The following is a 26805-nucleotide window of genomic DNA, read 5'->3' on the forward strand; positions in this document are numbered from 1 at the left end:
CCACCCGGTCCATACCGGGCACGGCCCATTTCTGTTTCACGACTTCCACACTGGTTCTGCAGCTAGACAAGCTGGATCAGCGGACACCCTCAGGAACAACCTAGCGCGGCTGACGGTTTTCGATGGCAGTGGCCATCTCGGCCAGGACGACCTCCAGCGGTTGTTGAGAAGGCCTGAAATAGCCGCTCTCCGGGCGATCGAGCAACGCGATCAGCGTGAGCACCACCGAAAGCGCGATCGCCAGCAGCGGGATTGCCCATGAGCGCCCGGAACCGGCAATCGCCGTCTGATAGCCGAAGCCGAGCATGGTCAGGATCAGCAGCGCGAATAGAACCAGCCATATCTCCTGGGGCAGCCGCGTTTCTATCCCGATGCTCACCCGCAATGCATGCACATTGATCATCTCGTTCAGCGATTCGATATACAGGGCTGCAACATCCGAGTTCATGTCCAGGCGGGCATTGGCGACCGCCATTGCCCAGAGTTGTCGCTGAATCCCCTTCATCTCGGCCACCGTCTTGCGGACGCTGTCGACATCGCCCCCCCGCGCTGCCGCCAGCCCCATGTCTCCGTAGGTAGCGAGAAGCCCTGCCGCCTTTTCGCGGTCGGGCTCCGGGAGGAAGTCGGCGCGCAGAAAGGCCGTGCGAATCGCGTTGGCGTCGTCGCGCACCAGGGCTTTGCGCGTGTCGTAGCGGTCGGCGACTATCGCGAAGGTGAACGCCAGGATGAAGGCCAGCAAGCCCATGGTGGCTCCGGCAATCGCCGAGGCCGGCGACTCCTTCTCCTCCTCTGAGCTCTTGTGCACGGCAAAGCCAAGCCGGTACCCCACCTCGATAGCCATGACCACCAGAAGGACCGTTACCACAAAAAAAACCACGATCATGGATGCTGACTCCCAGTGCCTGGCAACTCGGACTGGCCTTGACCTCTCCGCTCAACGATAGCTCACCGCCATCACCCACGATGGCGCTCCGCGGTTCATTGCAGAGCTTCATTCAGCCGTGACCGACGAAGCTCACAGCCCGCAGCAGACGGGCGCTGCGCCAGACGATCGCGCCAGCGCCACAGCCTGTTCCGATCGTCATCCACGCCCTGGGCGCCGGCTTCTACTCGAACTTCTCGATATCGCGCACGATGCCGTCGATCACGACCTTGAGGGTGTTCAGGGTGACCTGCTCCTCCTTGTTTTCCAGTTCCTTCCCGTAACCCTTGCGCACCACCTGCAGCACCGGCTGGCCGGTACTGGCATCGATCAGCTCGGCTTCGACGAACAGCTCGGTGGTGCGGTCGCGCGCCCCCGCGGCAGTCGTCGCGGCGGCGGTGACCAGGGCGATCGGGATCACCTCGTAGGGTTTGAGGCCTTCGGCCTTGGTGTCCACACCGGTGATGGCGGCACGCAATACCAGGGTTTGCGGACCCGGCAGGGAGCCCTTCGGTGTGGTACTCGGCTCATGCACCTGGAAGCGACGCCCGAATGCGGCCTTGATCTGCTCGGAGGTGTAGGTCTGCAAGTCGGCCAACGCCGGGGCACCGATCTGCTCGGAGGGAGTCGGGGCGGGATAGAAGCCGATCGACTGCACCATCACGTGCCGGTAGTTGTCCAGCTTGACGCCGGGCGCCATCCAGCGCATGACCGGCTGGCCAGTGGCGGACGTGGCCGGCTGCAGGCGCGAGTAGTCCTTGAGGAAGCCGGAATACTGTTCCGGCTTGGTGACTTGCGACGCGCAGCCACCGAGCAACAGTGCGGAAAACAGTAGCCCGGTGACGGCGATGCGGGAACGCTTCATGGTGTTGCTCCTGTGTGCTGACCACGCGATCAATGACTTTAGGTTGCAGGTTAGTTCTCAACGGCCAATCGACAACCGAACAGCAGCCAATAAACCGCCATCCGCCATGATAAAAATCAGGCCGTAGTGTTCTGCGCCATGGAACCGCCGAACAAGGCGCAGCCACTTGAGCGTAGCCCGGTTCCAACCGCGCTCATCGCGAACAACCACTTCGGACTCTGTTGCCGCCCTCCGCCGCCTGCGGAGTAACTATGCTGGGTTGAGAGATTTCACATCGCTTCAGCGACTGGCATGGAGACTATCGATGCTGCCCGCCCCTGCTTCTGACAAGGCGCTGTCCCGCGGCCTGCTCGATGTACTGATCCGTGCCGGCCTGATCGCCGTGCTGGTGATGTTCTGCTTCCAGATCTTCCACCCCTTTCTCAACCTGATGCTCTGGTCGCTGATCATGGCGATCACTCTCCATCCGCTGCACCAGCGGCTCAGGGGCCGGCTGGGCAACAACGACGGTCGCACCGCAACGCTGATCGTGGCGTTCTCCATCGCAGTCCTCATGGTGCCGATCTACCTGCTGGGTTCCTCGCTGGCCGACTCGGTGGAAAATGCCCTGACCATGGTCAGGAGCGGCAATGTGCAGATTCGTCCGCCGGCCGAGTCGGTCGCCAGCTGGCCGCTGGTGGGCAAGCCCCTGCATGCCTTCTGGCTGCAAGCCTCCACCGACCTCACCGGTGCGGCGCAGAAGTTCACCCCACAGATCAAGGAGCTGGTGATCGCCCTGCTGGGCAAGCTCGCCGGTCTCGGCATGGGCCTGCTGGTGTTCATCGTCGCCCTGGTCATCGCCGGGGTCTTCATGGCCTACGGCGAGAGCGGCAGCCGCAGCGCGGTGGAGATCTCCTCGCGCCTCTCCGGCCCGGAACGGGGCCCGCAGATCACCACACTGTGCACCGCTACCATCCGGGCGGTGGCGCAGGGCGTGGTCGGCATCGCCTTCATCCAGATGCTGCTGATCGGCGTCGCCTTCGTGCTCAAGGGCATCCCCGGCGCCGGCCTGCTGGCCCTGGCAGTGCTGCTGCTGGGCATCATGCAGTTGCCGGCCACCCTGATCACCGTCCCGGTGATCGCCTTCGTCTTCACCACCGAGGGGGTCAGCACGGCGACCATCGTCTTTTCCGTCTACGTGTTCGTCGCCGGCCTGGTCGACAACGTGCTCAAGCCGCTGATGCTCGGGCGCGGTGTCGATGTGCCGATGCCGGTGGTGCTGATCGGCGCCCTGGGCGGCATGGTCACCAATGGCGTCATCGGCCTGTTCATCGGCCCGGTGGTGCTGGCGGTCGGCTATCAGCTGTTCTGGCAATGGGTCAGGGACCAGCCAAAGGGCGACGGACCGGGCAGCCAGTAGCAGACCTGACGGCCAGGCGCCGGCAGCATGTCGACTTCACCTCACCCAGGCCGCCTGTTGCTGCTCGGCGTCCTCGGCCTGAGCGGCTGCGTGCGCCTGGGGCCGGACTTCCAGCCGCCGGGCGAGGCCTGGGTCGACCAGTGGCGCAGCCCGGCCATCGAGCAGGCCAGCCAGCAAGGGGCACAACCCGACATCCGCGAGTGGTGGCGGGTGTTCGACGACCCGCTGCTCGACCGCCTGATCGCCGAGGCCGATGCCCACAACTCCAGCCTGAGGATCGCCGGCCTGCGGGTGATGGAAGCGCGCGCCCAGCTGGGCATCGCCCAGAGCGGCCGCTACCCGCAGCTGCAGCAGGCCACCGCCGACAGTGTCTATCTGGATCGCAACCAGTCCGGCGGGCGCAACCCGCAGGACAGCCGTTTCTGGCAGCACAGCCTGGGCTTCGACATCGGCTGGGAGCTGGACTTCTGGGGCCGCTTCAGCCGCGCCATCGAGTCGGCCGATGCCGCCTACTTCGCCGCCGAAGCCAACTACGAGGACGTGCTGGTGCTGCTGCGTGCCCAGGTGGCGGAAACCTACTTCGCCCTGCGCACCACCGAAGCACGGCTGCGCGTCGCCCGCCGCAACGCCGAGCAGCAGAAGCGCAGCTTCGAGATCACCGAACGGCTGTTCACCAGCGGCGAGAGCGACGAGCTCGACCTGCAACAGGCCAAGACCCAGTATCTGGGCACCCTGAGCAGCCTCCCCGAGTTCGAGGACCAGGTGGCGCGCACCCGCAACGCCCTGGCCGTGCTGGTCGGTCGTCCGCCCGGCCCGCTGGCGGAACTGGCCGAGAAGGAAGGGCTGATCCCGCTGCTCGACCGCGCCGTGCTGCAGGGGGTGCCGGCCGACCTGCTGCGCCGCCGGCCCGATATCCGCGCCGCCGAACTCAACGTCGCCGCCCAGTCGGCGCTGATCGGCGTGGCCGAGGCCGACCTCTACCCCTCGCTGAGCCTGCTGGGCAGCATCGTCTGGTCCACCAGCTCGCTGGATGGCGCGCCCGATACCATCGACCTGATCGGCGGCCCCAGCCTGCGCTGGAACCTGTTCGACTACGGACGCACCCGCAACAACGTGCGCGTGCAGGACGCCCGTCTGCAGCAGCTGATCGAGGTCTACCGCGACAGCGTGCGCCAGGCGGCGCGCGAGGCCGACGACGCCGCCCGCGGCCTGAGCAAGGCGCTGGAGCGCGAAATCATCCTGCGCGAGGCGGCGATCTCCGCCGAGCGCTCGCTGACCCTGGCCAGCGCCCAGTACCGCGAAGGCTACGCCGACTTCCAGCGCGTGCTGGATGCCCAGCGCGCGCTGCTGGTGCAGCAGGACAACTACCTGGTCACCCGCAACAGTGCAGTGAGCAACCTGATCGCCCTGTACAAGGCCCTCGGCGGCGGCTGGCACAGCGCCCAGCCGAGGGTCGATGCGGCCAGCCGCGCCCAGATGCAGCAACGCACCGACTGGGGCGAACTGCTGGATGCGCCAGCGGCCAGTGAAGCCCCGCAGCCAGACAAGGAGCGCGAAGATGAGTGATGAAGCGCAACCCGCGCCCCCGGCTCCGGCCCCTCCTCCGCCCAAGCCGCCCGCCGACCCGGTGAACAAGGGGGTGAAGTGGGTGCTCGGCCTGATCGCCCTCAGCCTGCTCTGGTACCTGCTGGCCGACCGTTTCACGCCCTATACCCAGCAGGCGCGGGTGCAGGCCTTCGTCGTGCCGGTGGCCGCCGAGGTGGCCGGCAAGGTGATCCGGGTGCTGGTGGGCAACAACCAGGTGGTCGAGGCTGGCGCAGTCCTCTTCGAGGTGGACCCGCAGCAGTACCAGATCGCCGTCGAGCGGGCGCGCGCCGACCTCGAGTCGACCCGCCGGCAGATCGCCGCCAGCACCGCCGGCATCGAGTCGGCGCAGGCCTCCCTGCGCGCCGCCCAGGCCAACGAACTCAAGGCGCAGCAGGACCGCGAGCGCCTCGAACGGCTGTACCGCGAGGATCCGGGCACCATTTCCCTGCGCCGCCTCGAGGTGTCGCGCGCCAGCCATGAACAGGCCATCAGCCAGGTCGCCGCGGCCCGCGCCGAAGTGCAGCGGGCGCGCGAGCAGCAGGGCGGCAGCGAGGAGCAGAACGCCCTGCTGCGCAGCGCCGCCACCGCCCTGGAGAAGGCCGAGCTGGACCTGGCCAATACCCGGGTGCGGGCTCGCTCGGCCGGGCTGATCACCGACCTGCGCACCGACGTCGGCCAGTTCGCGGCGGCGGGCAATCCGGTGATGACCCTGATCACCATCCAGGATGTGTGGATCAATGCGGAAATGACCGAGAACAACCTCGGCCGGGTCGAACCCGGCACGCCGGTCGCCATCGTGCTGGATGCCCTGCCCGGCGAGGTGTTCACCGGCCGGGTGCGCAGCGTCGGCTATGGCGTCAGCGTCGGGCAGAGCACCGCGCCCGGCACCCTGCCCAGCGTGGAGAACAGCCGCGACTGGCTGCGCCCGGCGCAGCGCTTCCCGGTGATCGTCGAACTCGCCCCCGGCGAGGTGGCCCGGTTGGCCAAGCTGCGCGGTATCCGCGTGGGCGGCCAGGCGGAGGTGATGGCGTTCCCCAGCGAGGGCAATCCGCTCAATCCGCTCGGCCGTCTGTTCCTCTACCTGATGAGCTGGCTGTCCTATGCCTACTGAGCGCGCCCATGGCTAGCCGCCGTGAGCCCCGCGCCCAGCGTGCGCTGCGCCTGGCCAGCGGCACCGCGCTGTGCCTGGCGGTCAGTTTCGGCCTGGGCCTGCCGCTGCCCTTCATTGCTCCGCTGTTCGCCCTGTTCCTGCTCGCCAAGTTCGACCGCCCGCTGTCGCTGAAGGCCGGGCTGGGCCTGACGCTGGTGGTGCTGCTGACCACCGGCAGCGGCCTGTTGCTGATCCCCTTGCTGCGCCATGCCGCGCTCAGCGGCGTGCTGCTGGTCGGCCTGTGCCTGTTCCTGGCCTTCCGCCACGGGCTGAGTGGCGGCAACAACCTGGTCACCACCTTCCTGGTGATCGGCCTGACCATGATTTCGGCCGCCGGCACCGCCGACTTCGCCCTGGCGCTGCTGGTCATCAGCGCCCTGGTGCAGAACCTGCTGCTCGCCGTGCTGATGCTGCCCGTCGGCCACTGGCTGTTTCCCGAACCGGCCGGCGCGCAGGCGTTGCCGAGCGAGCCGACGCTGTCCACGGAGGAGGCCGGCTGGGTGGCGCTGCGCGCCGCGCTGGTGGTGTTGCCGGCCTGGCTGCTGGCGCTGATCGATCCGGCCACCTACATGGCGATCATTCTAAAATCGGTCGGCCTCGGCCAGCAGAGCTGCACCGCCACGGTGCGTGATGCCGCGCGCGAGCTGATCGGCTCGACCCTGCTCGGCGGCCTGCTGGCCATCCTGTTCTGGTGGGCCCTGGGCCTGTTCGTGCACCTGTGGATGTTCTTCCTGTGGATGCTGCTGTTCGGCCTGCTGCTGGCGCGCAAGCTCTACGGCTTCAGTCCGACCCGGCAAAGCCCCGGCTTCTGGCTGAACAGCCTGGTGACCATGATCATCCTGCTCGGCCTGTCGGTGCAGGACAGCGCCAACGGCAAAGATGTCTACAGCGCCTTCGCCCTGCGCATGGGCCTGTTCATCGCCCTCGGCCTGTATGCCTGGCTGATGGTCTACCTGCTCGACCAATACCGCCAACGCCGCCATCTGCGGCAGCCCGGCTGCTGAGGAGTTTCACCCATGCTGCTAAATCTGCTGGTCGGCATTCCCGTGATGCTGCTGTGCCTGGTGATGGAGGCCTACATCGTGGTCTTGAGCCTGCGCTACTACGTGAGCTACTACGCCCGCACCAGCAGGGCTGGCGCAGGCGACAAGACCCTGCTGTGGGATTGCCTGGTGCTGGGGCTGGTGATGCTGCTGATGATGCTCGGCTATTTCGTGCAGATCGCCCTGTGGGCCGGGCTGTTCATGCTGCTCGGCGAGTTCGACGAGTTCGCCACGTCGACCTACTACTCGGGAGTGACCTTCGCCACCCTCGGCTACGGCGATATCGTCCTCTCCGAGCGCTGGCGTCTGCTTGGCGCGCTGGAGGCCGGCAACGGCGTGCTCATGCTGGGGATCTCCACCGGGGTGATGACCGCGGCGGTGAAGGAGGTCATCAAGCACAACATGGAGAGGCTCAAGCACGGATCGAACGGTTAAACTCTGCCGCCTGTTCTGACCAAGGAGGCTGCATGAAGCTCTATCTCTACGATCACTGCCCGTTCTGCGTGCGCGCCGAGATGGTCGCCCACTACAAGCAGGTGCCGGTCGAGCAGGTCTACCTGCTCAACGACGACGAGGCGACCTGCATCGAATTGATCGGCGCCAAGCAGGTGCCGATCCTGCAGTTCGACGACGGTCGCGCCATGGGCGAGAGCCTGGACATCGCCCGCAAGCTGGACGAACTGGGCAACCCGCAGCGGCCGATCCGCCCGCACGGCGACTATCTGCCGACCCAGGAGCACATCAACCAGGCGCGCCTGGCGAACTGGTGCCTGCTGTTCCCCCGCGACATCGCCCTCGGCCTGCCGGAGTTCGCCACCCAGTCCGCGCGCGACTACTTCCAGGCCAAGAAGGAGCAGATCATCCAGCGCCCGTTCGCCCAGGCCCTGGCGGAGAGCGCCGAGCACAAGGCCACGGTTGAAGCGATGCTGGCAACACTGCCGCCGCTGCCACTGCCCAGCGCCCACGGCGACACCCTGGGCTGGGACGACGTTCTGCTCTATCCCGGCCTGCGCAACCTGAGCATGGTCAAGGGCCTGGCCTTCCCGCCGGCGGTGCGCGCCTACGTCGAAGAGGTGGCGCGCCTGACCGACACCGCCACCTATTTCGAGCGGGCGATCTGAGGGCGACACACAACCATGCATACCCTCGAACAACTGCGCCGCGGCGAACTGGCCGGCATCCGCCGCCTCGATCTGTCCGCCGAGCTGACCGAATTCCCCGCAGAGATCTTCGACCTCGCCGACAGCCTGGAGGTGCTCAACCTCTCCGGCAATCAACTGCGCTACCTGCCGAACGACCTGGCGCGCCTGCACCGGCTGCGCATCCTGTTCTGCTCGGACAACGCGTTCAGCGCGGTGCCGGAAGTGCTCGGCGAGTGCGCGAAGCTGGAGATGGTCGGCTTCAAGGCCAACCGCATCGCGCACCTGCCGGCGACCGCCCTGCCCGCCCGTCTGCGCTGGCTGATCCTCACCGACAACCAGCTGGAGAGCCTGCCCGCCGAACTGGGCAGCTGCGACCGGCTGCAGAAGCTGGCGCTGGCCGGCAACCATCTGCGCGCGCTGCCGGACAGCCTGGCCGAACTGCAGCGCCTGGAGCTGCTGCGCATCGCCGCCAACCGCTTCGAGCGGCTGCCCGAGATGCTGCTGCAACTGCCGCGGCTGACCTGGCTGGCCTTCGCCGGCAACCCGTTCAGCGACACCCGCGAGGCGCAGGTGCTGGCCGAGCACCCGCAGCCGCCGATCGCCCGCGACGGCATCGAATTGGGCGAGGTGCTGGGACAGGGCGCCTCCGGCGTCATCCATCGCGCCGACTGGCACCTCGCCGGCCAGCCGGCGCAACCGATGGCCGCCAAGCTGTTCAAGGGCAGCGTGACCAGCGACGGCCTGCCGCACAGCGAGATGGCCGCCTGCATCGCCGCCGGCAGCCATCCCAACCTGATCCGCGTGGCCGGGCCGCTGGCCGAACAGGCGGATGCCGCGCCGGGGCTGTTGCTGGAGCTGATCGACCCCGCCTTCCAGCCGCTGGCCGGGCCACCGTCGCTGGCCAGTTGCACCCGCGACTGCTACGCCGCCGAGCGGCGCTTCGGCGTCGACGAGGCCCTGCACATCGCCCGCGGCGTGGCCTCGGCGGTGGCGCACCTGCACGAGCGCGGCATCCTGCATGGCGACCTGTACGCCCACAACCTGCTGGTCAACCCGGCGGGCGACTGCCTGCTCGGCGACTTCGGCGCCGCTTCGTTCTTCGATCCGGGCAGCTCGAGCGGCCAGACGCTGCAACGCATCGAAACGCGCGCCTTCGGCTGCCTGCTGGAGGAGCTGCTGCAACGCTGCCCGGCGGACCAGCAGCTCGACCGCCAGCAGCGTCTGCGCCAGCTGCAGGAGCAGTGCCTGGTCGAGCAGGTCGGCCAGCGGCCGGACTTCGCCGCTCTGGCCGCCAGCCTTGCGGTCATCTGAGCGGCGGCGACGGCTTGCCGGGCCGCCACGGCCTGGCGCATTCATCGGCGGGGGCCGGCAATCCGGCGGGAGCGCCCTACACTCATGGGGCAGCGAACGCGGAGGAGCCCTGCCATGAATCCCCTGTCCCAAGACCACTGCGAAGCCTGCCGCGCCGATGAGCCGCAGGTTTCCGAAAGCGAACTGGCCGAACTGATCCGGCAGATTCCCGACTGGAACATCGAGGTGCGCGACGGCGTCATGCAGCTGGAGAAGGTCTTCAGCTTCCCCGACTTCCAGCGGGCGCTGAACTTCACCAATGCGGTCGGCGCCATCGCCGAGGTGGAAGGCCATCACCCGGCGCTGCTCACCGAGTGGGGCAAGGTCACCGTGACCTGGTGGAGCCACAAGATCCGCGGCCTGCACCGCAACGACTTCATCATGGCGGCACGGACCGATCAGATCGCCCAGCATGCCGAGGGCCACCACTAGTGGCGCGCAAGCGCCGTACCAGGCGCGTCGTCAGCTGTTTCGCCAGGGCAGCGGCGGCGCCACCAGCGGCGTACCGTCGTAGGCCGGCACGCCGCCGAAACGCGGGCTGCCGGCTTCCCAGTCGCGCTGGGCTTGGGCGATCTGCGCCCTGCTGTGGCCGACGAAGTTCCACCAGATGAGGATCTCCTCGCCGAACGGCTCGCCGCCCAGCAGCAGGACCCGGCTGCCGGGCGCCAGATGCAGCTGCAGACGATCGCGACCGCGCCCCAGGTAGGCCAGCTGGTCGGCGGCGAACTGCTCGGCGCCGATCTGCAGCGAGCCTTCCAGGGGCAGGACGCCGTATTCGAAGGTGCTCTCCAGCGGCAGATCCAGATGGGCACCATCCGGGCTGTGCAGCTCGAGACCGAGCAGCGCCGAATACAGCCGCGTCGGCGCCTGCCGAGCCTCGAAGCGTCCGGCCAGCAGGGTGAAGCGACAGCCATCGTGCTCCCAGCGGGGCAATTCGGGATGGTGATCGAAGGCCGGCGCGCAGTCGCCATCGGCGGCGGGCAGCGCGATCCACAGCTGCGCCGCGTGCAGCACGCGCTGGTCGGCCAGGCATTCCTCGCTGTGGCTGATGCCGCGGCCGGCGGTCATCAGGTTGACCTGGCCGGGGCGGATCACCTGCCTCGAGCCCAGGCTGTCGCAGTGCAGCACCTCGCCCTCGATCATCCAGGTGAAGGTCTGCAAGCCGGTGTGCGGGTGCGGGCCGACGCGCATGCCCTGCCCCGGCTCGAAACGGGCCGGGCCGGCGTGGTCGAGGAAGCACCAGGCGCCGATCATGCGCCGCTGCCGCGAGGGCAGCAGGCGGTTGACCGGGATGCCGCCGCCGATCTGCGCCACCCGCGCGTCGACGCGCTGGATCAGCCGCTCGCCGCCGCGCAGCGGACAGTCGTAGGAGGAGGACAACCGGGGGGTGGGTTCGTGGGTACTCATGGGACTTTCTCCTGCTGACCCCTATTGGCCCCTGCTGGAAGCGGACCGCTGCCGCTCGCGCTCGGCGCCGCCGACCTACTTGCCCGCCGTGAGAGTGGTGTAACTGTTGATCAGGTTACGGTAGTCCGGAATGTGGTTGGAGAACAGCGCGGCCAGGCCATCGACGTCGTTGCGCCAGTCGCGATGCAGCTCGCAGGCCACGCCGAACCAGGTCATCAGCTGCGCCCCGGCGGCGGACATGCGATCCCAGGCCGCCTGCCGGGTCACCTCGCTGAAGGTGCCGGAGGCGTCGGTGACCACGAACACCTCGAAGCCCTCGGCGATGGCCGACAGCGCCGGAAAGGCCACGCACACCTCGGTCACCACGCCGGCAATGATCAGTTGCTTGCGGCCGCTCGCCTTCACCGCCTTGACGAAGTCCTCGTTGTCCCAGGCGTTGATCTGCCCCGGCCGGGCTATGTAGGGCGCATCGGGAAACTGCTCCTTGAGTTCCGGCACCAGCGGGCCGTTGGGGCCGTTCTCGAAGCTGGTGGTGAGGATGGTCGGCAACTTGAAGTAGGTGGCCAGGTCGGCCAGCGCCAGCACGTTGTTCTTGAACTTGTCCGGATCGAAGTCGCGGACCAGCGACAACAGGCCGGTCTGATGATCGACCAGCAGAACGGCGGCCTGGCTCTTGTCGAGACGCTTGTAGGGAGTGCTCATGATGACCTCCTGGTGTGGGATCGCCCGGTTGCGGGCGGTTTGCCGCGAGGCCGGGAGGCAGGGGCTTCGCGTCGAGGGGGAATTGCCCTGTCAGCGAGGCACTGAGCCCGGCACTTGTGTCACTGGGTAGTCATTCAAGATAGGCCAGACTGCTGGCCGGCAGGACTACCAAGCCGGCCATTGGTCAGTTGCGGCATTCCGCAGACCAGCACGCCCTGCACGGCCAGCATCCGCTTCATAGGCACAAACCAGCTCGTCATTTTGACAACTTCATTTCCGGTGCAACACTTGCTCACATTGTTCTGCCTGATTCACGACCGGCAAAACAAGCAGTACATCCCGATCAATCCAGGAGCACCAGAAATGCGAATTGCAAGAACAGCGTTACCCCTGGTTCTGGCGAGCGGCCTGCTGTCGGGCTGTGCTGGCCTGGTTCAGAGTGACTGGCCGCCCTGCGCGGCCGTCGGCGGTGTGGTTGGCGCGGGACTGGGCGCCATCGAAAGCGCGAGCTGGGCCGCCGGCGGCTTGGGCATTGGCGCCCTCACCGGCGCGGCCTACTGCTGGGTGCACGGCGATGCCGACGGCGATGGCGTGGTGAACAAAGAGGACAAGTGTCCCGACACCCCGAAGGGCACCCAGGTGGATGAACGTGGCTGCCCGCTGCCGGTAGCGGCACCGCCGGAGCCGGAACCAGTGGTCGAAGCCGCCGCGCCGGTGCGCGTGGAGCTGGACGTCAAGTTCGACTTCGACAAGTCCGTGGTCAAGGAAGGCAGCAAGGCCGACATCAAGGCCGTCGCCGACTTCATGCGCGAGTATCCGCAGACCAGCACCACCGTCGAAGGTCACACCGACTCGGTAGGCCCCGACGCCTACAACCAGCGGCTGTCCGAGCGCCGTGCCAACGCCGTGCGTGACGTGCTGGTCAACGAGTATGGCGTGAGCGCCGATCGTGTCGATGCGGTGGGCTATGGCGAAAGCCGCCCGGTGGCTGACAACGCCACCGCCGAAGGCCGGGCGATCAACCGTCGCGTCGAGGCGGAAGTCGAAGCACGACAATAAGCATGGCCGTTCTTCCGCAGGTGGCGTTCGCCGCGCCACCTGCGGGAGGCAGGTTGCTGCTGGTCTTGATCCGCATCCCCCTGGCGAGTAGCCGAGACTGCCCCGCCGCGACCCGTGACCTTATCCGCCCAGCGGCTCTGCCAAGGCCGCGGCGCGCCACCTAAACTCAAGAAACCGAGGTCGGACGTACTGGACGTTCCGTTGTCGAGGCTGGCAAAACTGCGCAGGCTCCGCACGCAGTTTGTTGAGAGGGAGAGAGCAGCCCATTGCGGTCTGCGGAGCAGTCGAAACACCTATGAACCGCGTGAAGGGTCCGGTCGCAATCTGCTCGCTGGTGGCCGTGATGCCGTTGTCGAGTCTGCCCCTGGAGCCTGCGAAGCCGCTTCTGCGCGGCCTGATCGTCGCCCTGCTGCTGGCGCTGGCGGGTTGCGCCACCCCAACTCCGCCCCCCGAACCACCGCCCCCGCCGGTAATCTCCGAAAGCACCTGGCGCCGCATCGACAGCGACATATTCGCCGCATCGCTGGGCGCGACAGAGGAGTCCAAGGATTACGCCCAGGAGCTGATGCAGCGCTGGAGAAGCCTGGTCTACCAGCGCACCGATGCGGAGTTCATTCCGTGGTTTTCCGGCTACTGGACGCGGAAATGGCTGACCATGAAGGTGACCTGGTACCAACTGAGCGCGGAGGGCGAGAAAGATGCGGTCGTGAATCGCCTGGCGCTCTACCTGCAGGAGCAATACCAGGATCGCGTGCTGAACCCCGTCGCCAGGCAGATCAGCCCCGACTGGATCATGGCGCAGACGACGCAACTCTACGTCCGCCTCCTGCGCGAGCAGCTGAATGGCATTGCGCCGCGCTACGACGTGCCGCTGGATCAGTTCGACCGCCACATCCAGGACATTCCCGCCATCGCCCTGGCGCCACCACCCAGCCACAGCGCCTCGCTCTACCAGGTTGTCAACGCCGAGCCCTTCGACAGTCAGCCGGCCTATGTGGCGCTGATCGATCGCATCAACAAGACCCCCAGACCCGCGGGAACCTGGTCGGCGGACGCCGGCATCTCCTCAGTCGCACGAGTGACCAGCGAGAGCCTGGTGACCGAACGCAACACCAGTGGCGTCGCGGCCATCGGATCGCTGATCGGCCGGGCCGCAGGCATGGTGATCTCCCTGGGGGCCACGGGCTTCACCGCCATGCTGAACCAGAACCAACGGCCGAAAATGGAGTTGCAGCTGCGCGAGAACCTGCACGCCGCCTTTGACGAAGAGTGGCTGGACCTGATGCACAACCCCGAGACGGGGGTGCTGGCGGGAGTTCATCATCTCTCCGGACAAATCGAGGGCAGTCTCGCCGACAGCGTTGCGCAGCCGATCCAGTACGAACCGCCCTCGCAAACGATCTCCCTGCCGGACGAGCAGCCGCTCCGCGACGAAAACAGCACCGACGAAGCTCCCTACAGACTGTGGTAGCGCATATGGAGCACGCGATCCGGCCGCCGGCATGCAGGTCTTCGCATTGCAGGCTCCACCCCGCTCTCCAGCCTTTTCCACCCACAATTCCACCCGCGGTTCGACGCGCGTTCGTAGCACAGCTTGCTAAAAAACGGCATCGGCATTCATGACGACGTAGACAGCATGAAGCCCGCTTAGCATGCATCCCGACGCGACTAGCGCCTGGCCCTCTCCCCCGGATGAGATGAGCACGCCTTGGCGAGCAGATCGCTGCCTGACTCCACCAGCCCGGACAAGCAGCCTTGACCGAATACCCTGGGCTCTTGTCGCCACACTGCCCTACCCAGAACAAATCCAAGAGGAAAACGCCATGGCTGAAGCAAAAGTACTGAGCGGCGCCGGCCTGCGTGGCCAGATTGCCGGACAGACCGCCCTGTCCACCGTCGGCAAAGAAGGCGCCGGCCTGACCTATCGCGGTTACGATGTCCGCGAACTGGCCAAGGACTGCCTGTTCGAGGAAGTCGCCTACCTGCTGTTCTACGGCGAGCTGCCGACCCAGGCCCAGCTGGACGCCTACCTGCAGCGCCTGCAAGGTCTGCGCGACCTGCCCCAGGCGCTCAAGGAGGTGCTCGAGCGCATCCCGGCCGACGCCCATCCGATGGATGTGATGCGTACCGGCTGCTCGATGCTCGGCACCCTGGAGCCGGAGCACAGCTTCGAGGAACAGCTCGACAAGGCCAACCGCCTGCTCGCCGCCTTCCCGGCGATCATGTGCTACTGGTACCGCTTCAGCCATGAAGGCGTGCGCATCGACTGCGTCACCGGCGAGGCCGACCTGGGTGGCCACTTCCTGGCCCTGCTGCACGACAAGAAGCCCAGCGAGCTGCACCGCAAGGTGATGAACGTGTCGCTGATCCTCTACGCCGAGCACGAGTTCAACGCCTCGACCTTCACCGCGCGCGTGTGCGCCTCGACCCTGTCCGACCTGTACTCCTGCATCACCGGCGCCATCGGCTCGCTGCGCGGCCCGCTGCACGGCGGCGCCAACGAGGCGGCCATGGAGATGATCGAGAAGTTCGCCTCGCCGCAGGAGGCCATCGACGGCACCCTGGCCATGCTCGCCCGCAAGGACAAGATCATGGGCTTCGGCCACGCGATCTACAGCGTGTCCGATCCGCGCAACGAGGTGATCAAGGTCTGGTCGAAGCAGCTCGCCGAGGAAGTCGGTGACACGGTGATCTTCCCGGTCTCCGAGGCCATCGACCAGGTGATGTGGGAGCAGAAGAAGCTGTTCCCCAACGCCGACTTCTACCACGCCTCGGCCTACCGCTTCATGGGTATCCCGACCAAGCTGTTCACCCCGATCTTCGTCTGCTCGCGGGTCACCGGCTGGGCGTCCCACGTGTTCGAGCAGCGCGCCAACAATCGCATCATCCGCCCGAGCGCCGAGTACACCGGCGTCGAGCCGCGCGCCGTGCCGGCTCTGGCCCAGCGCTAAGTAACCGTTTTATGGGAGCAGTACCGGGAGAGAGGCTGGTCACCCTCGCTTTCCCGGTACTGCTCCCATTTTTTTGTCCGCTGTCCTCGCCCCTGCCACCGATATGACTGGAGATACCCCCTTGCTCGCAAGTTATCGCCAACACCTGGAAGAACGCGCCCAGCAGGGCCTGCCGCCCCTGGCCCTGAACGCCGAGCAGACCACTGCGCTGGTCGAGCTGCTGAAGAATCCGCCGGCTGGCGAAGAACAGGTCTTGGTCGACCTGATCACCCACCGCGTTCCCGCTGGCGTGGACGAGGCCGCCTACGTCAAGGCCGGCTTCCTGACCGCCCTGGCCAAGGGCGAAGCCACCTCCCCGCTGCTGTCCAACACCCGCGCCGTCGAGCTGCTGGGCACCATGCAGGGCGGCTACAACATCGCCACCCTGGTCGAGCTGCTGGATGACGCCGAGCTGGCCAACGCCGCCGCCGAACAGCTCAAGCACACCCTGCTGATGTTCGACGCCTTCCACGACGTCGCCGAGCGCGCCAAGCAGGGCAACGCCGCCGCCCAGGCCGTGCTGCAGTCCTGGGCCGAGGGCGAGTGGTTCACCGCCCGCCCGGCCCTGGCCGAGAAGATCAGCCTGGCCGTGTTCAAGGTCCCCGGCGAAACCAACACCGACGACCTGTCCCCCGCTCCGGACGCCTGGTCGCGCCCCGACATCCCGCTGCACGCCCTGGCCATGCTGAAGATGGCCCGCGACGGCATCGAGCCGGAGCAGCCGGGCTCCGTTGGCCCGCTCAAGCAGATCGAAGCGGTCAAGGCCAAGGGTTTCCCGGTCGCCTACGTCGGCGACGTGGTCGGCACCGGTTCCTCGCGCAAGTCCGCCACCAACTCGGTGCTGTGGTTCTTCGGTGACGACATCCCGTTCGTGCCGAACAAGCGCGCCGGTGGCTTCTGCTTCGGCAACAAGATCGCGCCGATCTTCTACAACACCATGGAAGACGCCGGCGCCCTGCCGATCGAGTTCGACGTCGCCAACCTCAACATGGGCGACGTGATCGACGTCTACCCCTACGCCGGCAAGGTCTGCAAGCACGGCTCCGAGGAAGTGCTGGCCAGCTTCGAGCTGAAGACCGAGGTTTTGCTCGACGAAGTGCGCGCCGGCGGCCGTATCCCGCTGATCATCGGTCGCGGCCTGACCGAGAAGGCCCGTACCGAGCTGGGTCTGGCGCCGTCCACCCTGTTCCACAAACCGCAAGCGCCAGCCGACAGCGGCAAGGGCTTCACCCTGGCGCAGAAGATGGTCGGCCGCGCCTGCGGCGTCGAAGGTATCCGTCCGGGCACCTACTGTGAGCCGAAGATGACCACCGTCGGCTCCCAGGACACCACCGGCCCGATGACCCGCGACGAGCTGAAGGACCTGGCCTGCCTGGGCTTCTCCGCCGACCTGGTGATGCAGTCCTTCTGCCACACCGCCGCCTATCCGAAGCCGGTGGACGTCAAGACTCACCACACCCTGCCGGACTTCATGCGCAATCGTGGCGGCGTCGCGCTCAAGCCCGGCGACGGCATCATCCACAGCTGGCTGAACCGCATGCTGCTGCCGGACACCGTCGGCACCGGTGGCGACTCGCACACCCGCTTCCCGATCGGCATCTCCTTCCCGGCCGGTTCCGGCCTGGTGGCCTTCGCCGCCGCCACCGGCGTGATGCCGCTGGACATGCCGGAGTCCGTGCTGGTGCGCTTCAAGGGCAAGCTGCAGCCGGGTATCACCCTGCGTGACCTGGTGCATGCCATCCCCTACTACGCGATCCAGGCTGGCCTGCTGACCGTCGAGAAGAAGGGCAAGAAGAACATCTTCTCCGGCCGCATCCTCGAGATCGAAGGCCTGGAAGGTCTGACCGTCGAGCAAGCCTTCGAGCTGTCCGACGCCTCCGCCGAGCGTTCCGCTGCCGGTTGCGCCATCAAGCTGCCGGAAGACGCCATCGCCGAATACCTGCGCTCGAACATCACCATGCTGCGCTGGATGATCGGCGAAGGCTACGGCGATGCCCGCACCCTGGAGCGTCGTGCCCAGGCGATGGAAGCCTGGCTGGCCGATCCGAAGCTGCTGAAAGCCGACAACGACGCCGAATACGCGGCCGTGATCGAGATCGACCTGTCCGAAGTGACCGAGCCGGTTCTCTGCGCGCCGAACGACCCGGACGATGCCCGCCTGCTGTCCACCGTTGCCGGTCAGCAGATCGACGAAGTGTTCATCGGTTCGTGCATGACCAACATCGGTCACTTCCGCGCCGCCGGCAAGCTGCTGGACAAGGTCAAGGGCGGCATCCCGACCCGTCTGTGGCTGGCTCCGCCGACCAAGATGGACGCCCACCAGCTGACCGAAGAAGGCTACTACGGCATCTACGGCAAGGCTGGCGCGCGCATGGAAATGCCGGGCTGCTCGCTGTGCATGGGCAACCAGGCGCGCGTGCAGGCCGGCTCGACCGTGGTCTCCACCTCGACCCGCAACTTCCCGAATCGCCTGGGCGATTCCACCAACGTGTTCCTCGCGTCGGCCGAACTGGCCTCTGTGGCCTCCATCCTCGGCAAGCTGCCGACCGTCGAGGAGTACATGGAATACGCGAAGAACATCGACAGCATGGCTGCCGACATCTATCGCTACCTGTCCTTCGACCGGATCGCCGAGTACCAGGATGCGGCTGCCAATGCCGTCATTCCGGCCATAGCGGTCTGATCCCCTGCCCCCGACCGGCGCTCGTTTCGAGTACCGGTCGGGGACGGCCCCGTGATAGAGCCTCCATGGTACGGATCTGCTACTTTCACGAGACATGCCGTTAAGAACAACTGAAGAACCCCGATGGCCTCCCCCCTCGTCAACCCGAGCCAGCTTCGCCCCTTGAGCCTGCCCGACAAGGTCCTCGCCCGCCCGCGTCTGCTGCTGCAGCTGCAGGACGCCGCCGCTCGCGGCTGCCGGCTGGTTTTGCTCAGCGCGCCGCTGGGCTATGGCAAGAGCACCCTGCTCGCCCAATACGCCACCCGCCTGCACACGCCCTGGGCCTGGTATCGCCTGGATCAGGCCGACAACCAGCCGCTGCACCTGCTCCTGCACCTGAGCCGCGCACTGGGTCTGCCCGCGCCCGAGCACAGCCTGCTGCCGGCCGACGAGGCCCGCCTGTGGAGCGCCGTGCTGCAGCGCCTGGAACAGCAGGACGACGGTTTCACCCTGTTTCTCGACGACCTGCACCTGCTGCGCGCCGAACGCTCCCGCCGCTACCTCGAACAGCTGCTGCGCTTCGGGCCGCCCGGCCTGAAGGTGATGGCCGCCAGCGAGGGAGCCCCGGAGCTGGCCCTCAACCACCTGCGTCGAGACGAGCGCCTGGCCGTCATCGATGCCCGCGAGCTGGCCGTGGACAGCGAGGAGATCCGCCAGCTGGCCAGCGACCGCGGCGCCAAGCTGGACTCCGACGCGCTCTACCAGCTGCGCGCCGGCAGTGAGGGCTGGATCACCGGCCTGCTGTTCTGGTTCACCGCCTACCGTGAGCAGGCCCCCGCCAGCCCGCAACCCGAACTGCTACGCGGGGTTACCCGTCAGGCCTATGCCTATGTGACCGATTTTCTCTGCGAGGAGGTACTCGCCCGGCTTCCCGAGGAGCTGCTGGCCTTCCTCGAGCGGACCGCTGTGGTGCAGACCTTCGACCCGGCGCTGGCCAACCTGCTCGGCGAGCGGGCGGATGCCGAGCGGCTGATTCGCCAGGCGCAGCGCCGCGACCTGTTCATCGAGCAGCGCGCCGGCGAGCGTGTGGAGTACCGCTACCACCGGGTGCTGCGCGAGGTCCTCTACCAGCACCTGCAACAGCGCGACCCACAATTGCTGCAGCAGCTGCACCAGCGGGCAGCGGCCTGGCTGCTCGAGCAGCACCGTTACTCGGAGGCAATCCACCAGTACGGCCGCGCCCGCGACTTCAATGCGGTGCTGGCCACCGCCGAGCGCCACACCTTCGACCTGTTGCGCGACGGCCAGGTCAACGCGCTGGTGGACCTGCTCGGCCAGGTCGAGGTGAACGGCCAGACCGGCAGTGACCACTTCACCCTGGCAATCAGCGAAGCCTCGATCGTCATGGTCACCAACGACATCGCCCGCTCCAAGGCCTGCATCCAGCGCCTGCGGCTGCTGCAGCGCCAGGGCGTGCAACGCAACCCGGAAAGGGTGCAGCAGACCATCGCCTATCTGCGCACCCTGCTGGCGCTCCTCGGCGGCAACCTGCGTCACGGCATCGAGCTGGCCGGCCAGAAGCTGCAGCGCTACCCGCAGCGCAATGCCGCCGGCTCGGTGCTGCGCTTCAACCGGGCGCGCTGCCTGTTCGAGCTGGGCCAGCTCGCCGCCGCCCGCCGGGACGTCGAACAGGCACTGGGCGAATTCGACGAATTCGGTTTCAGCGGCTTTGCCAACATTCCTCACCTGCTGCTGGGACAGATCGAGCTGGCCGAGGGTGACAGCCTGGCGGCCCTGCGCCGCTTCCTGGCCCTGGAGAGCCAGTCGCCGGCCACCGCCTCGCGCAACTTCTACGAGCTGTTCCACCACCTCGGCCTGGGCCTGGTGTTCGTTCAGCAGGGCCATCTGGAGCAGGCCCGGCAGCGCCTGGCCAAGGCGGAAACCCTGGCGCTCGGCTTCCCCCACTCGGCCGCGCTGGTGCAGGTGCTGCACCACAAGGCCTGCCTGTACGATGCCATGGGCGAAGCGGGCAAGGCGCTGGCGCGCTGGGACGAGGCGCGCCGCCTGGCTCGCCAGTTCCGCCAGTTCGGCCTGTATCGGCTGGCCGGCGCCTGGCGCGCGCGCCTGGCGGTGCGCGAGCGCGACCAGGACTTCATCCTCGCCTGGCTGCAGGAGTGGCACTGGTGCCAGCGCCACTACGGCGAGGACCTGATGCCGGACGAATGGCTGGCCTACGCCTGGGTGCAGCGCCACCTCGGCCAGCCGGCGGTGGCCCGGCAGATCCTCGCCAACCTGCGCGAGCAGGCCGAGGCGGAGCACAACCATCGCCTGCAGCTCGACCTGTGGCTGCTCGACGCCGCCCTGCAGCGCGACCGCGGCGAGCAGAACGCCGCCCTGACCTGCCTGGACGAAGCCCTGCAACTGGCCGCCGCGCACGGCTTCGGCCAGTTGCTGCACCACGAGGGCCGCGAACTGGCCGAACTGTTCCGCCAGTTGCTGCAGCCGCCAGTGCGCCGCCAGGCGGGGCTGGAGCGCCCGCTCCCGGCCCGCGAGCAGCTCGAGCTGTTGCTGGCCAGACTCGGCGGCGGCGAAAGCAAGACAACCCCGCTGCTCGAACCGCTTACCCGCCGCGAACTGGACGTGCTGCGCCGGATGGCCCGCGGCCAGACCAACCAGCAGCTCGCCGACGGCCTGTTCGTCAGCCTCAGCACGGTGAAGACCCACATCAACAATCTCTTTCGCAAGCTGGACGTCTCCGACCGCGACACCGCCCTGCGCGCCGCGCGCGAGCTGCGCCTGCTCGACTGACCAGGCGCGGCTACGCCGACAACTCCACCTCCCCTCTCCGCCAGACTCCACCCGTAAATCCACCCGCGGTTCGAAGCGAACCGCGCTGGTGGCTTGCTAAAAATCCGGCAACCCTTCTCCCGGCATAACAACAACCAAGGGAACTGCCATGTACACCCTGATCGACTATTCCCTGGACAACGAACTGGCCCTGATCGGCCTGTCGCGCGCCCCGGTCAACGCCCTCGGCCTCACCCTGCGCCAGGAGCTGCAGGCCGCCTTCCGCCAGGCCAGCTCCGATCCGGCGGTCAAGGCCCTGGTCGTCTACGGCCGCGGCCTGCCATTCTGCGCCGGCGCCGACATCGCCGAGTTCGGCGGCGCCGCCTTCGACGCCCCAGCCCTGCCCCAGCTGCTCATCGAGCTGGCCGGCAGCAGCAAGCCGATGGTCGCCGCCATCGGTGGCCTGGCCCTCGGCGGCGGCCTGGAGCTGGCCATGGCCTGCGGCTACCGCATCAGCGAGCCGAAGGCGCGCCTCGGCTTCCCGGAAATCACCCTCGGCCTGCTGCCCGGCGCCGGCGGCACCCAGCGCCTGCCGCGTCTGATCGGCGCCGAGGCCGCCCTGGAAACCATCCTCGCCGGCCAGCCGCTGCACGCCGAACGCGCCCTTGAGCTGGGCCTGGCCGACCACCTGGCCGACTCCGCCGACGAGCTGCTCGACGCCGCCCGCGCCTATGCCCGCGAACTGCTGCAGGCGGGCGCCCCGGCGCAACCGGCCTACCCCCATGCGGAGCCGGGCGTCGCCCTGCCGGACAACTTCTTCGTCGACTACACCGCCAAAAAGAGCGGCCAGTGGAAGGGCCAGCTCGCCCCGCACCTGGCCCTGGAGGCGGTGCGCATCGCCTGCGAGCAGCCGCTGGACGTGGGTCTGGCCCGCGAGCAGGAGCTGTTCCTGGAGGCCATGGACTCGCCGCAGTTCCAGGCCCTGCGCCACCTGTTCTTCGCCGAGCGCGAGGCCGGCAAGGTGCCGGGCATCGACGCCTCGCTGCCGCTGCGCCCGATCGGCAAGGTCGCGGTGATCGGCGCCGGCACCATGGGCGGCGGCATCGCCATGAACTTCGCCAACATCGGCATGCCGGTGGTGCTGCTCGAGCAGAAGCGCGAGGCGCTGGATCGCGGCCTGGCGCAGATTCGCAAGAACTACGAGATCAGCGCCAAGCGCGGCAAGCTGACCCAGGAGCAGGTCGAGCAGCGCATGGCCCTGCTGGCCGGCACCCTCGACTACGCCGATCTGGCCGACGCCGACCTGGTGATCGAGGCGGTGTTCGAGAGCATGGAGGTCAAGCGTCAGGTGTTCGTCACCCTCGACGAGATCTGCAAGCCCGGCGCCATCCTCGCCACCAACACCTCGACCCTTGACGTCGACCAGATCGCCGCCTTCACCCGCCGCCCGCAGGACGTGATCGGCCTGCACTTCTTCAGCCCGGCCAACGTCATGCGCCTGCTGGAAGTGGTGCGTGGCAAGGAGACCGCGTTGGACGTGCTGGCCACCGCGCTCAAGCTGGGCAAGCAGATCGGCAAGCTGCCGGTGGTCTCCGGCGTGTGCTACGGCTTCATCGGCAACCGCATGCTCGAGCCCTACGCCCGCGAGGCCCATCGCCTACTGCTGGAAGGCGCCACCCCGGCGCAGATCGACCGCGTGCTCACCGACCTCGGGCTGAACATGGGCGTGCTGAGCATGTACGACCTAGTCGGCATCGACGTGGGCTACCTGATCCGCACTCCGCTGCGCGAGGCGCTGGCCTGCGATCCCAGCTACTACCGCCTGGCCGACGAGCTGTACGCCCTCGGCCGCTATGGCCAGAAGACCGGCCGCGGCATGTACATCTACGAAGGCCGCGAGCGCCACGACGATCCGGAAGTGCTGGCCATGGCCGAGCGCTTGGCCGCCGAACTGGGCATCCAGCGCCGCGTCATCAGCGACCAGGAAATCCACGATCGCTGCCTGTTCATGCTGATCAACGAAGGCATCCAGATCCTCGACGAGGGCATCGCCCTGCGCGCCGGCGACATCGACCTGGTATGGACCTGCGGCTACGGCTTCCCCACCTGGCTGGGTGGGCCGCTGCACTACGCCGGGCAACTGGGGCTCGACCACGTGCTGGCCGGCATCAACCAGTACCGCGCGCTGCTCGGCGCCTACGGCGAGCAGTGGTTCAAGCCCGCGGCCTTGCTCGAGCAACTGGTCGCCGCCGGCAAGACCCGCATCAGCAAAGACTAATCAGCCAATTTCAGACTTTAAGCAGAGGTAACCCCCATGAATCAGCGTGAAGTAGTCATCGTCAGCGGTGCCCGTACGGCCATCGGCGACTTCGGCGGCAGCCTGAAGGACTTCTCCCCCAGCGATCTGGGCGCCATGGTCGCCCGCGAAGCCCTGCAACGCGCCCAGGTGAACGGTGACGAGGTCGGCCAGGTGGTGTTCGGCAACGTCATCCATACCGAGCCGGTCGACATGTACATCTCCCGCGTGGTCGCCCTGAAGAGCGGCGTCAGCGAGCACTCCACCGCCCTGACCGTGAACCGCCTGTGCGGTTCGGGACTGCAGGCCATCGTCAGCGCCGCCCAAGGCATCCTGCTCGGCGACGCCGACATCGCCGTCGCCGGCGGTGCCGACTGCATGAGCCGCGCGCCCTACTCCTCCTCGGCGATGCGCTTCGGCGCGCGGATGGGCGACACCGGCATGACCGACATGATGATCGGCGCCCTCACCGACCCGCTGCACAAGGTGCACATGGGCATCACCGCCGAGAACGTGCGCCGCACCTACAACATCTCCCGCGAGGCTCAGGACGCGCTGGCCGTGGAATCCCATCGCCGCGCCGCCCAGGCCATCGAGGAAGGCCGCTTCAAGGAGCAGATCCTGCCGATCACCCTGAAGACCCGCCGCGGCGAAGTGGTGTTCGACACCGACGAGCACGTGCGCGACAACCTGACCCTCGAGGAGCTGAGCAAGCTCAAGCCGGCCTTCGAGCGCAACGACGGCAGCGTCACCGCCGGCAACGCCTCCAGCCTCAATGACGGCGCCGCCGCCGTGGTGCTGATGGAGCGCGCCACCGCCGAGCGCCGCGGCCTCAAGCCGATGGCCCGCCTGGTGTCCTACGCCCTGGCCGGGGTCGATCCGCTGCACATGGGCATCGGCCCGGTGCCGGCGACCAAGCTGGCCCTCGAGCGCGCCGGCCTGAGCGTGGCCGACCTGGACGTGGTCGAGGCCAACGAGGCCTTCGCCGCCCAGGCCTGCGCGGTCATCCAGGAGCTGGGCCTCGACCCGGCCAAGGTCAACCCCAACGGCTCGGGCATCTCCCTCGGCCACCCGATCGGCGCCACCGGCGCGATCATCACCCTCAAGGCCCTTCACGAACTGCAGCGCATCGGCGGCCGCTACGCCCTGGTGACCATGTGCATCGGCGGCGGTCAGGGCATCGCCGCGATCTTCGAGCGCATCTGAGAGAGGACACGTCCATGAAAGTACTGGTCGCGGTAAAGCGCGTGGTCGATTACAACGTCAAGGTCCGCGTCAAGGCGGACAACAGCGGCGTCGACCTGGCCAACGTCAAGATGGCGATGAACCCCTTCTGCGAGATCGCCGTGGAAGAAGCCGTGCGCCTCAAGGAAAAGGGCATCGCCAGCGAGATCGTCGTGGTCTCCATCGGCCCGGCCACCGCCCAGGAGCAGCTGCGTACCGCGCTGGCCCTCGGCGCCGACCGCGCCGTGCTGGTCGAGTCCAATGACGAGCTGGGCTCGCTGGCCGTGGCCAAGCTGCTCAAGGCCGTCGTGGACAAGGAGCAGCCGCAGCTGGTCATCCTCGGCAAGCAGGCCATCGACACCGACAACAACCAGACCGGGCAGATGCTCGGCGCCCTCACCGGCTTCGCCCAGGGCACCTTCGCCTCCAAGGTCGAGGTCGCCGATGGCAACGCCACCGTCACCCGCGAGATCGACGGCGGCCTGCAGACCGTGGCCCTCAACCTCCCGGCCATCGTCACCACCGACCTGCGCCTCAACGAGCCGCGCTACGCCTCCTTGCCCAACATCATGAAAGCCAAGAAGAAGCCGCTGGAGACCGTCACGCCGGATGCGCTCGGCGTATCCACCGCCTCCACGGTGAAGATGCTCAAGGTCGAGGCCCCAGCCGCGCGCAGCGCCGGCATCAAGGTCAAGTCGGTGGCCGAGCTGGTCGAGAAACTGAAGAACGAAGCGAAGGTGATCTGAGATGGCAATCCTGGTAATCGCTGAACACAACAACAGTGCCCTGGCTGCCGCCACCCTCAACACCGTGGCTGCCGCAGCCCAGATCGGCGGCGACATCCACCTGCTGGTCGCCGGCCAAGGCTGCGGCGCGGTGGCCGAAGCCGCCGCCCAGGTCGCCGGCGTCGCCAAGGTGCTGCTCGCCGACAACGCCGCCTTCGCCCACCAGCTGCCGGAGAACGTCGCGCCGCTGATCGTCGAGCTGGCTCGTGGTGCCTACAGCCACGTGCTGGCGCCGGCCACCACCAACGGCAAGAACTACCTGCCGCGCGTCGCCGCCCTGCTCGACGTCGAGCAGATCTCCGAGATCGTCAAGGTCGTCTCGGCCGACACCTTCCAGCGGCCGATCTACGCCGGCAACGCCATCGCCACCGTGCAGTCTTCGGCCAGCGTCAAGGTGATCACCGTGCGCAGCACCGGCTTCGACGCCGTGGCCGCCGCGGGTGGCAGCGCCGCCATCGAAGCCGTCGGCGCCGCCTGCAATGCCGGCATCTCCAGCTTCGTCGGCGAGGAGCTGGCCAAGTCCGAGCGTCCCGAGCTGACCGCCGCCAAGGTGGTGATCTCCGGCGGCCGCGGCCTGCAGAACGGCGACAACTTCCAGCTGCTCTACGGCCTGGCCGACAAGCTTGGCGCCGCCGTGGGTGCCTCGCGCGCCGCGGTGGACGCCGGCTTCGTGCCCAACGACATGCAGGTCGGCCAGACCGGCAAGATAGTCGCGCCGCAGCTGTACATCGCCGTCGGCATCAGCGGCGCCATCCAGCACCTGGCCGGCATGAAGGACTCCAAGGTGATCGTGGCGATCAACAAGGACGAGGAGGCGCCGATCTTCCAGGTGGCCGACTACGGCCTGGTCGCCGACCTGTTCGAGGCCGTGCCGGAGCTGTCTAGTCTGCTTGGCTGATTCGCCAGGCGGCACCAGCAACTATTGTTGCCGCCGGCACTCAGCGTGCACTCGAGGACATGGGCAACCCACGGGTTGCCCATTTTCCTGCCTGCCGGTTTTCTGCGAAGAAATTTGAGGTCACGAAATGCAACGCGAATACATGGAATTCGACGTGGTCATCGTCGGCGCCGGTCCTGCCGGACTTTCCGCCGCCTGCCGCCTGAAGCAGAAGGCCGCCGAAGCCGGCCAGGAGCTCAGCGTCTGCGTGGTGGAAAAAGGCTCCGAAGTCGGCGCCCACATCCTCTCCGGCGCGGTGTTCGAGCCGCGCGCGCTCAATGAGCTGTTCCCCGACTGGAAGGCCCTCGGCGCCCCGCTGCATACCCCGGTGAAACGCGACGACATCTACCTGCTGAAGAGCAGCGAGGCCGCCAGCAAGATCCCCGACTTCCTTGTGCCGAAGACCATGCACAACGAAGGCAACTACATCATCTCGCTGGGCAACCTGTGCCGCTGGCTGGCCCAGCAGGCCGAGAATCTGGGCGTCGAGATCTACCC

22 protein-coding genes are annotated in these 26805 nt (G+C 67.5%); 18 read left to right on the top strand and 4 right to left on the bottom strand.

Annotated features, from left to right (window positions below; genetic code table 11):
* Positions 1–100 precede the first annotated feature (100 nt).
* Together BM297_RS10055 and BM297_RS10060 are read right to left on the bottom strand one after the other, a co-directional pair.
* Positions 101–883 (bottom strand): bestrophin-like domain, encoded by a 783-nt coding sequence (locus BM297_RS10055; protein ID WP_092430797.1) that lies wholly within the window; start codon positions 881–883, stop codon positions 101–103.
* A 223-nt stretch (positions 884–1106) separates the two neighbouring features.
* Positions 1107–1787, bottom strand: coding sequence for a DUF3313 domain-containing protein (locus tag BM297_RS10060; protein ID WP_092430799.1), 681 nt, complete (start codon positions 1785–1787; stop codon positions 1107–1109).
* Positions 1788–2091: 304 nt separating this feature from the next.
* On the opposite strand from BM297_RS10060, the gene BM297_RS10065 reads away from it, so the two are divergent.
* The 8 genes from BM297_RS10065 (at position 2092) to BM297_RS10100 (ending at position 9890) form a co-directional block, all read left to right on the top strand.
* Positions 2092–3186, top strand: coding sequence for an AI-2E family transporter (locus BM297_RS10065; RefSeq protein ID WP_092430801.1), 1095 nt, complete (start codon positions 2092–2094; stop codon positions 3184–3186).
* Between the two features lie 27 nt (positions 3187–3213).
* The gene (locus BM297_RS10070) at positions 3214–4752 is read left to right on the top strand and encodes an efflux transporter outer membrane subunit (protein ID WP_092430803.1); all 1539 of its coding nucleotides are present in this window, start codon (positions 3214–3216) and stop codon (positions 4750–4752) included.
* Positions 4745–5884 (top strand): HlyD family secretion protein, encoded by a 1140-nt coding sequence (locus BM297_RS10075; protein ID WP_092430805.1) that lies wholly within the window; start codon positions 4745–4747, stop codon positions 5882–5884. Before BM297_RS10070 ends, BM297_RS10075 begins: the two co-directional genes overlap by 8 nt.
* 8 nt (positions 5885–5892) lie before the next feature.
* Positions 5893–6927: a DUF2955 domain-containing protein gene (locus BM297_RS10080; protein WP_092430807.1), complete on the top strand. Its 1035-nt coding sequence runs from the start codon at positions 5893–5895 to the stop codon at positions 6925–6927.
* Positions 6928–6939: 12 nt separating this feature from the next.
* Positions 6940–7401 carry a potassium channel family protein gene (locus BM297_RS10085; RefSeq protein WP_092430809.1) on the top strand — a complete coding sequence of 154 codons (462 nt, stop codon included), beginning with the start codon at positions 6940–6942 and terminating at the stop codon, positions 7399–7401.
* A 32-nt stretch (positions 7402–7433) separates the two neighbouring features.
* Positions 7434–8087: a glutaredoxin 2 gene (gene grxB, locus BM297_RS10090; protein WP_092430811.1), complete on the top strand. Its 654-nt coding sequence runs from the start codon at positions 7434–7436 to the stop codon at positions 8085–8087.
* A 15-nt stretch (positions 8088–8102) separates the two neighbouring features.
* Positions 8103–9419 (top strand): leucine-rich repeat-containing protein kinase family protein, encoded by a 1317-nt coding sequence (locus BM297_RS10095; RefSeq protein ID WP_092430813.1) that lies wholly within the window; start codon positions 8103–8105, stop codon positions 9417–9419.
* Positions 9420–9533: 114 nt separating this feature from the next.
* Positions 9534–9890, top strand: a complete 357-nt coding sequence (locus BM297_RS10100) for a 4a-hydroxytetrahydrobiopterin dehydratase (RefSeq protein ID WP_092430815.1) — start codon at positions 9534–9536, stop codon at positions 9888–9890.
* Positions 9891–9920: 30 nt separating this feature from the next.
* Here BM297_RS10100 and BM297_RS10105 read toward each other — a convergent pair whose 3' ends face one another.
* Positions 9921–10865, bottom strand: coding sequence for a pirin family protein (locus tag BM297_RS10105; RefSeq protein WP_092430817.1), 945 nt, complete (start codon positions 10863–10865; stop codon positions 9921–9923).
* A gap of 75 nt (positions 10866–10940) precedes the next feature.
* Positions 10941–11567 (bottom strand): isochorismate family cysteine hydrolase YcaC, encoded by a 627-nt coding sequence (gene ycaC / locus BM297_RS10110; protein ID WP_092430819.1) that lies wholly within the window; start codon positions 11565–11567, stop codon positions 10941–10943.
* Positions 11568–11930: 363 nt separating this feature from the next.
* Here ycaC and BM297_RS10115 point away from each other — a divergent pair, with 363 nt between their 5' ends.
* The 10 genes from BM297_RS10115 to BM297_RS10160 form a co-directional block, all read left to right on the top strand.
* Positions 11931–12626 carry a PA1041 family peptidoglycan-binding anchor lipoprotein gene (locus tag BM297_RS10115; RefSeq protein WP_092430821.1) on the top strand — a complete coding sequence of 232 codons (696 nt, stop codon included), beginning with the start codon at positions 11931–11933 and terminating at the stop codon, positions 12624–12626.
* 295 nt (positions 12627–12921) lie between these two features.
* Positions 12922–14097 (top strand): hypothetical protein, encoded by a 1176-nt coding sequence (locus tag BM297_RS10120; protein WP_245768246.1) that lies wholly within the window; start codon positions 12922–12924, stop codon positions 14095–14097.
* Between the two features lie 352 nt (positions 14098–14449).
* Entirely contained in the window at positions 14450–15577 is a 1128-nt protein-coding gene (prpC, locus tag BM297_RS10125) for a bifunctional 2-methylcitrate synthase/citrate synthase (RefSeq protein ID WP_092430823.1), read from the top strand.
* Positions 15578–15698: 121 nt separating this feature from the next.
* The gene (acnB, locus tag BM297_RS10130; protein ID WP_092430825.1) at positions 15699–18299 is read left to right on the top strand and encodes a bifunctional aconitate hydratase 2/2-methylisocitrate dehydratase; all 2601 of its coding nucleotides are present in this window, start codon (positions 15699–15701) and stop codon (positions 18297–18299) included.
* 123 nt (positions 18300–18422) lie between these two features.
* The gene (locus tag BM297_RS10135) at positions 18423–21086 is read left to right on the top strand and encodes a winged helix-turn-helix domain-containing protein (protein WP_092430827.1); all 2664 of its coding nucleotides are present in this window, start codon (positions 18423–18425) and stop codon (positions 21084–21086) included.
* Between the two features lie 148 nt (positions 21087–21234).
* The gene (locus BM297_RS10140) at positions 21235–23343 is read left to right on the top strand and encodes a 3-hydroxyacyl-CoA dehydrogenase NAD-binding domain-containing protein (protein WP_092430829.1); all 2109 of its coding nucleotides are present in this window, start codon (positions 21235–21237) and stop codon (positions 23341–23343) included.
* 36 nt (positions 23344–23379) lie between these two features.
* Positions 23380–24567 (top strand): acetyl-CoA C-acyltransferase family protein, encoded by a 1188-nt coding sequence (locus BM297_RS10145; protein WP_092430831.1) that lies wholly within the window; start codon positions 23380–23382, stop codon positions 24565–24567.
* A 14-nt stretch (positions 24568–24581) separates the two neighbouring features.
* A complete protein-coding gene (locus BM297_RS10150) occupies positions 24582–25331 on the top strand; it encodes an electron transfer flavoprotein subunit beta/FixA family protein (RefSeq protein ID WP_092430833.1) in 750 nt (249 codons plus the stop codon).
* 1 nt (position 25332) lies between these two features.
* Positions 25333–26268: an electron transfer flavoprotein subunit alpha/FixB family protein gene (locus tag BM297_RS10155; RefSeq protein WP_092430835.1), complete on the top strand. Its 936-nt coding sequence runs from the start codon at positions 25333–25335 to the stop codon at positions 26266–26268.
* 127 nt (positions 26269–26395) lie between these two features.
* A partial coding sequence (locus BM297_RS10160) for an NAD(P)/FAD-dependent oxidoreductase (RefSeq protein WP_139231048.1) occupies positions 26396–26805 on the top strand: 410 nt, incomplete at its 3' end.

It is taken from the genome of Geopseudomonas sagittaria, assembly GCF_900115715.1.
Classification (GTDB): Bacteria; Pseudomonadota; Gammaproteobacteria; order Pseudomonadales; family Pseudomonadaceae; genus Geopseudomonas; species Geopseudomonas sagittaria.

Bases quoted from the DNA above. Each gene is read 5' to 3' on its own strand.
- BM297_RS10060 (WP_092430799.1), bottom strand. From the start codon at position 1,787: ATGAAGCGTTCCCGCATCGCCGTCACCGGGCTACTGTTTTCCGCACTG.
- BM297_RS10080 (WP_092430807.1), top strand. From the start codon at position 5,893: ATGGCTAGCCGCCGTGAGCCCCGCGCCCAGCGTGCGCTGCGCCTGGCC.
- BM297_RS10065 (WP_092430801.1), top strand. From the start codon at position 2,092: ATGCTGCCCGCCCCTGCTTCTGACAAGGCGCTGTCCCGCGGCCTGCTC.
- BM297_RS10150 (WP_092430833.1), top strand. From the start codon at position 24,582: ATGAAAGTACTGGTCGCGGTAAAGCGCGTGGTCGATTACAACGTCAAG.
- BM297_RS10095 (WP_092430813.1), top strand. From the start codon at position 8,103: ATGCATACCCTCGAACAACTGCGCCGCGGCGAACTGGCCGGCATCCGC.
- BM297_RS10120 (WP_245768246.1), top strand. From the start codon at position 12,922: ATGAACCGCGTGAAGGGTCCGGTCGCAATCTGCTCGCTGGTGGCCGTG.
- BM297_RS10155 (WP_092430835.1), top strand. From the start codon at position 25,333: ATGGCAATCCTGGTAATCGCTGAACACAACAACAGTGCCCTGGCTGCC.
- BM297_RS10085 (WP_092430809.1), top strand. From the start codon at position 6,940: ATGCTGCTAAATCTGCTGGTCGGCATTCCCGTGATGCTGCTGTGCCTG.
- BM297_RS10145 (WP_092430831.1), top strand. From the start codon at position 23,380: ATGAATCAGCGTGAAGTAGTCATCGTCAGCGGTGCCCGTACGGCCATC.
- BM297_RS10115 (WP_092430821.1), top strand. From the start codon at position 11,931: ATGCGAATTGCAAGAACAGCGTTACCCCTGGTTCTGGCGAGCGGCCTG.
- BM297_RS10105 (WP_092430817.1), bottom strand. From the start codon at position 10,865: ATGAGTACCCACGAACCCACCCCCCGGTTGTCCTCCTCCTACGACTGT.
- BM297_RS10070 (WP_092430803.1), top strand. From the start codon at position 3,214: ATGTCGACTTCACCTCACCCAGGCCGCCTGTTGCTGCTCGGCGTCCTC.
- ycaC (WP_092430819.1), bottom strand. From the start codon at position 11,567: ATGAGCACTCCCTACAAGCGTCTCGACAAGAGCCAGGCCGCCGTTCTG.
- BM297_RS10075 (WP_092430805.1), top strand. From the start codon at position 4,745: ATGAGTGATGAAGCGCAACCCGCGCCCCCGGCTCCGGCCCCTCCTCCG.
- grxB (WP_092430811.1), top strand. From the start codon at position 7,434: ATGAAGCTCTATCTCTACGATCACTGCCCGTTCTGCGTGCGCGCCGAG.
- prpC (WP_092430823.1), top strand. From the start codon at position 14,450: ATGGCTGAAGCAAAAGTACTGAGCGGCGCCGGCCTGCGTGGCCAGATT.
- BM297_RS10135 (WP_092430827.1), top strand. From the start codon at position 18,423: ATGGCCTCCCCCCTCGTCAACCCGAGCCAGCTTCGCCCCTTGAGCCTG.
- BM297_RS10140 (WP_092430829.1), top strand. From the start codon at position 21,235: ATGTACACCCTGATCGACTATTCCCTGGACAACGAACTGGCCCTGATC.
- BM297_RS10100 (WP_092430815.1), top strand. From the start codon at position 9,534: ATGAATCCCCTGTCCCAAGACCACTGCGAAGCCTGCCGCGCCGATGAG.
- BM297_RS10055 (WP_092430797.1), bottom strand. From the start codon at position 883: ATGATCGTGGTTTTTTTTGTGGTAACGGTCCTTCTGGTGGTCATGGCT.